Here is a 4,517-nt window from a genome sequence, read left to right as displayed (position 1 = left end):
GGTGTCGCGACCGTGATCTGGTCCTATCCGCGCGGCGAGGCGATCACCAAGGACGGCGAGACCGCCATCGACATCGCCGCCTATGCCGCCCAGATCGCGGCGCTGATCGGTGCACATATCATCAAGATCAAGCTCAGCACCGACCACCTGATGCTGCCCGAGGCCAAAAAGGTCTATGAGGACAAGAAAATCGACATCGCCACCCAAGCCATGCGGGTCGAACATTGCATGCAGGCGGCCTTTAACGGCCGGCGCATCGTCGTGTTCTCGGGCGGCGCAGCCAAGGGTGTGGATGCCGTCTTTGACGATGCCCGCGCCATCCGCGACGGCGGCGGCAACGGCTCGATCATCGGGCGCAACAGCTTTCAGCGTTCGCGCAAGGATGCGCTGGAGATGCTGCAAAAGCTGGTCGATATTTACAAGGGTGCCTGAACGGGGCGCTGTTACCGACCGGAAAAGGGGCGCAAACGCGCCCCTTTTTTTTGTGCTGGACCAGTTCAGGCCGAACGTTGTCGGCAGGTTTCCGCGCTCACAGTTACGTTACGGCAACTGAACCCAAGCGAATCGTTATTTGGCGCTATCCTAAATGTGTTTCATGTGCAAATTTTGGGAGAAGTCATTATGTCTGTGGACACCGTAGCAGCCAGAAAAAACCCGAGGGCGCAGGACGAGGCAAAGGCGCACGACGCGGCCAAGCCCAAAACCAACGCGCCTATGTCATCCTACGCAAATACGCAGCCCAAAGTCCGGGACGGGCTTCAGAACGTCCTGCAATCCGTCGTAGCAGCTTATAGCAAGGTCGGAGATGCTAACGCACCTCGCCCAGGTGATCGCGACACAATCTCGGTCACTTCCGCCGCACCTACGGAGGAGGGCGGCCCCGCCACGCCGACACCGGGGGGAGAGCCTTACAAGATTAAGGATGTCAAGCAGACCGAGCTTAGCGTGTTCTTTAGTCAGTATGAAGATTCCTCAAGTATACAAGGCAAAGATTTCACCGAGAAGTTTCTGACAAATCCGCAGATGATGGAATATCAGAACAATCTGGTGCAGAATTTGGTTGATCGGGTGGAGAATGGCGAAAAGCCTTTGACACGCGAAGAGTTTTACGACCTTGCGCTGGAGGAAACCGGGGATCCGGGGACCGCGCTCATGGCGGCTCACAATGTCACCAAGGCGTTAAGCCGTGGTCGTTCTCCTATTGAATGGAGCAAGAATGAAGACAGCCCCGACGGAACGGTTTCCTACACGTTTAATGGCAAGGAAATTACCTTTCCCGACGACGACAATGACGGCAGTGTCTTTTACGATATGTTCGACAAGGACTCGGTTGGTGAGGATCCCGGTGATGCCTATCATTTTTATCTGAATGCGACGGCGACTTATTACGGAGGATCGGGACAGCTTGAATTCAATGATCCAGGGTTTTTCCGTAATCCCACAGACGTGGCGCACATTCTGGACGGTACGGTCGACGATACCATGTCGCAGATGCAAGAGCTGGATCGCGCGAGCGGCACATTGGGCGAGGATGTCAGTGATGCTCGGATGGCATGGACTTATGCAAATTCGCTCAGCTATCTTGAAGGTGCCAAGTATGGAAGTGGGGACGACGCAGGACAGCAAGAGGTGAATCGAGAATCCGATATACACCGCGAGGGTGCTGCTTTCGGCCTGGAATTGGCGGGCACAAAACCCGCTTCAAACTGGAACTGGTATGTTCCGCAGGGTGGTTCGGCTTCAGGGGATCTAGACACCACCGTGGATATTTCTGATGAATATTATCATACGTTGGAATCGGACGGGACGGTTACCTACACGAACCCCAAATTGGCCGAAGGTGGCGAAGGTGGCGAACGTAGGCTTAGGCGTAGGCCTAGGCGTTAGGGTTGCCCGTGTCATTTGTATAGTTGAGAGGCCGGGAATTTAATGGTGCGCAGAGCTTTGTTTTTGTGTCTTGCGGCGGTTGGCATCACGGCGGCGATTTACGTCGCGATGCCTGCCTCTGCGCAAAGTGGGATGCTTGTCGATATGCATGTTGGAAATGAAACGCTGAGCGAAATTTTCGCGATTGCCGAGGCAGATGGCATGGCGGAAACCACCGGGGCGGCGCGGCGCGTCGGGCTGGAGTGCAATGTCAGCGAGGGGGCGTTTTGTGATATTTTGCCCCCGGCGGCATCGGATGCGGCATCGGTCAGTCTGCCGAAAGACCTGTCGATGCGACTGACGCGCGAGCTGGACCCCAAGATGATCGAGCATTCCAAAGACGGGCGGATGATGCTTCGTTGCACGGATGCGAACGGGCAGCGCCAGTGCGAGGTGGATCGCGGCAGTGGCTGGCAAGAGATCAGCGTTCGTTAACCGCTTTGGCGGTCAGCTTTTCAGGCCGGTTTCGCGCAGCAGGCCCTTGCGCTTGGCCTCGTAGTAATAGCCGCGCGCATACCAGCCCACCGCCTCATCCTGGTCGCCATCGGCGACCATATAGGCCCCGCGCAGGTATTTCACCGCATAGCGCAGGTTGGTATCGGCATTCAGCAGCCCCTGATCCGGACCGCGATAGCCCATGGTGCGCGCTGTCTGCGGCTGAATCTGCATCAGCCCGAAATAGGGGCCGTTCCGCGCCTCGGGGCGGTGGCGGGATTCGCGGATGACCACACGGTGAACCAGCCCCGGCGGTACGCGGTAATGCGCGGACCAGTAATTGATCCGCGACCGCAATTGCGGCGTTTCGTTGGGATAAAGCCCGTTGGACAGCCGCCCTTCGGGCATGCCGCCCCCGCCGCCCCGCCCGCAGGCGGCCAGCAGAAATGCGCCCGCCAGCAGAAAGCGGCGGTTGATCCCGTCAGACATGGATCGCCCCGTCACCACAGGCCAGCGCGGCTTCGCGCACGGCCTCGGATGTGGTGGGGTGGGCATGACAGGTCAGGGCCAAATCCTCGGCCGAGGCACCAAATTCCATGGCGACACAGACCTCGTGGATCATTTCGCCGGCATTTGGACCAATGATGTGGCAACCCAGAATGCGGTCGGTTTCGGCGTCGGCGATCAGCTTGACGAAGCCCTCGGGCTGCATCATGGCCTTGGCACGCGCATTGCCCATGAAGGGGAATTTGCCGGTCTTGATCTTGCGGCCGCTGGCCTTGGCTGCCTCTTCGGTCAGGCCGACGCTGGCGACCTCGGGCGTGGTGTAGATGACACCGGGGATGACGTCGTAGTTCACGTGACCGGCCTTGCCCGCGATGACTTCGGCGACGGCCATTCCCTCATCCTCGGCCTTGTGGGCCAGCATCGGGCCCGGCACGCAATCGCCGATGGCATAAACGCCCGCCACATTCGTGGCCCAGTGCGTGTCGATCTGGACAAAGCCGCGATCGGTCATGGCAACGCCCAGCTTGTCCAGGCCCAGACCGTCCAGATGGGGCCTGCGGCCCGTCGCGACCAGCACGCAATCGGCGTCAAGCGCCTGTTCGCTGTCATCCTTTTTCAGCGCATAGGTGACGCGGGCCTTGCCCTTGACGACCTGCGCGCCCTTGACCGCCGCGCCAAGTACGAATTGAAGCCCCTGTTTCGACAGAATTTTCTGGAACTGCTTCTGAACTTCGGCATCCATGCCCGGCGTGATCGCGTCCAGATATTCAACCACCGTGACCTTGGCCCCAAGCCGCGCATAGACAGAACCGAGTTCCAGCCCGATCACGCCTGCGCCGATCACGATCATGGATTTCGGGATTTTGGGCAGCGACAGCGCACCGGTCGAATCGACGATCACGCCGCCGTCATTATCGACCTCAACCCCTTTCAGCGCGGACGGAACCGAGCCGGTCGCGATGACGATGTTTTTCGCGTCATGCACGGTATCGCCGACCCTGATCTTGCCCGGCGCCTCGATGCTGGCCCAGCCTTTCAGCCAGTCGATCTTATTCTTCTTGAACAGAAATTCGATGCCCTTGGTATTGCCCGCAACGGTGTCGGCCTTATAGTCTTGCATCTTGGTCCAATCGACCTTGATCTTGGCCCCGGTCAGACCCATTTTGTCAAAGTTTTCATGGGTTTCGTGCAGCATGTGGCTGGCGTGCAGCAGCGCCTTGGACGGGATGCAACCGACATTCAGACAGGTGCCGCCAAGCGTGTCGCGCCCCTCAACGCAGGCGACCTTCAGGCCAAGCTGGGCTGCGCGGATGGCGCAGACATAGCCGCCGGGGCCAGCGCCGATCACGATCAGATCATAGGTGGACATCAATCACTCCTTCTTGCTCTTCGGGCCGCTTTGCTGCGCGTAGCGTTACTTGTCGTGCCTGCGCCGGTCAATGGATGGCGCAGGGCAGGGGGTCAGGCCGTTTTTACGTAGTGAAAGCTGGTCGCGGTGACGCCGGCCTGAGAGTTGAATACCCCCGCCGCGCCGTCCAGATAGGCGCGGGCGGCGGTGGGGTCGGTGACATCGAACAGCGCCCACGCGCTGCTGCCGTTTTCATGCCAAAGCTGCATCAGTCCAAGGCCGTTATGGGCGCGGTCCTCGG

At 59.3% G+C, this 4,517-nt stretch carries 5 protein-coding genes and 1 pseudogene; 3 read left to right on the top strand and 3 right to left on the bottom strand.

The features are described 5' to 3' along the window. The 3 genes and pseudogenes from ACK5L9_RS19845 to ACK5L9_RS19835 all read left to right on the top strand — a co-directional run. Window positions 1–432: pseudogene (locus ACK5L9_RS19845) on the top strand (fructose-bisphosphate aldolase); the annotation flags it as partial. A 189-nt stretch (window positions 433–621) separates the two neighbouring features. Further along, entirely contained in the window at window positions 622–1,887 is a 1,266-nt protein-coding gene (locus ACK5L9_RS19840) for a hypothetical protein (protein ID WP_416913186.1), read from the top strand. 132 nt (window positions 1,888–2,019) lie between these two features. Then, the gene (locus tag ACK5L9_RS19835; protein ID WP_416913185.1) at window positions 2,020–2,361 is read left to right on the top strand and encodes a hypothetical protein; all 342 of its coding nucleotides are present in this window, start codon (window positions 2,020–2,022) and stop codon (window positions 2,359–2,361) included. Between the two features lie 12 nt (window positions 2,362–2,373). On the opposite strand, the gene ACK5L9_RS19830 is transcribed toward ACK5L9_RS19835, so the two are convergent. From ACK5L9_RS19830 to ACK5L9_RS19820, 3 genes are all read right to left on the bottom strand, one after another. Continuing rightward, window positions 2,374–2,850, bottom strand: a complete 477-nt coding sequence (locus ACK5L9_RS19830; protein ID WP_416913184.1) for a transglycosylase SLT domain-containing protein — start codon at window positions 2,848–2,850, stop codon at window positions 2,374–2,376. Next, window positions 2,843–4,237, bottom strand: coding sequence for a dihydrolipoyl dehydrogenase (gene lpdA, locus ACK5L9_RS19825; protein WP_416913183.1), 1,395 nt, complete (start codon window positions 4,235–4,237; stop codon window positions 2,843–2,845). The genes ACK5L9_RS19830 and lpdA overlap by 8 nt, the downstream gene beginning before the upstream one ends. 92 nt (window positions 4,238–4,329) lie before the next feature. Further along, window positions 4,330–4,517, bottom strand: a 188-nt coding sequence (locus ACK5L9_RS19820) for a hypothetical protein (RefSeq protein WP_416913182.1), incomplete at its 5' end; no start/stop codon positions are given.

It is taken from the genome of Paracoccus sp. (in: a-proteobacteria) (assembly GCF_047973135.1).
Lineage (GTDB): Bacteria > Pseudomonadota > Alphaproteobacteria > Rhodobacterales > Rhodobacteraceae > Paracoccus.
The sequence above is the reverse complement of the archived record's forward strand: the minus strand, read 5'-3'. Positions and strand labels throughout refer to the sequence as shown.

Coding starts and splice junctions, on each gene's coding strand:
- ACK5L9_RS19840 (WP_416913186.1), top strand. CDS start 622: ATGTCTGTGGACACCGTAGCAGCCAGAAAAAACCCGAGGGCGCAGGAC.
- ACK5L9_RS19835 (WP_416913185.1), top strand. CDS start 2,020: ATGCTTGTCGATATGCATGTTGGAAATGAAACGCTGAGCGAAATTTTC.
- ACK5L9_RS19830 (WP_416913184.1), bottom strand. CDS start 2,850: ATGTCTGACGGGATCAACCGCCGCTTTCTGCTGGCGGGCGCATTTCTG.
- lpdA (WP_416913183.1), bottom strand. CDS start 4,237: ATGTCCACCTATGATCTGATCGTGATCGGCGCTGGCCCCGGCGGCTAT.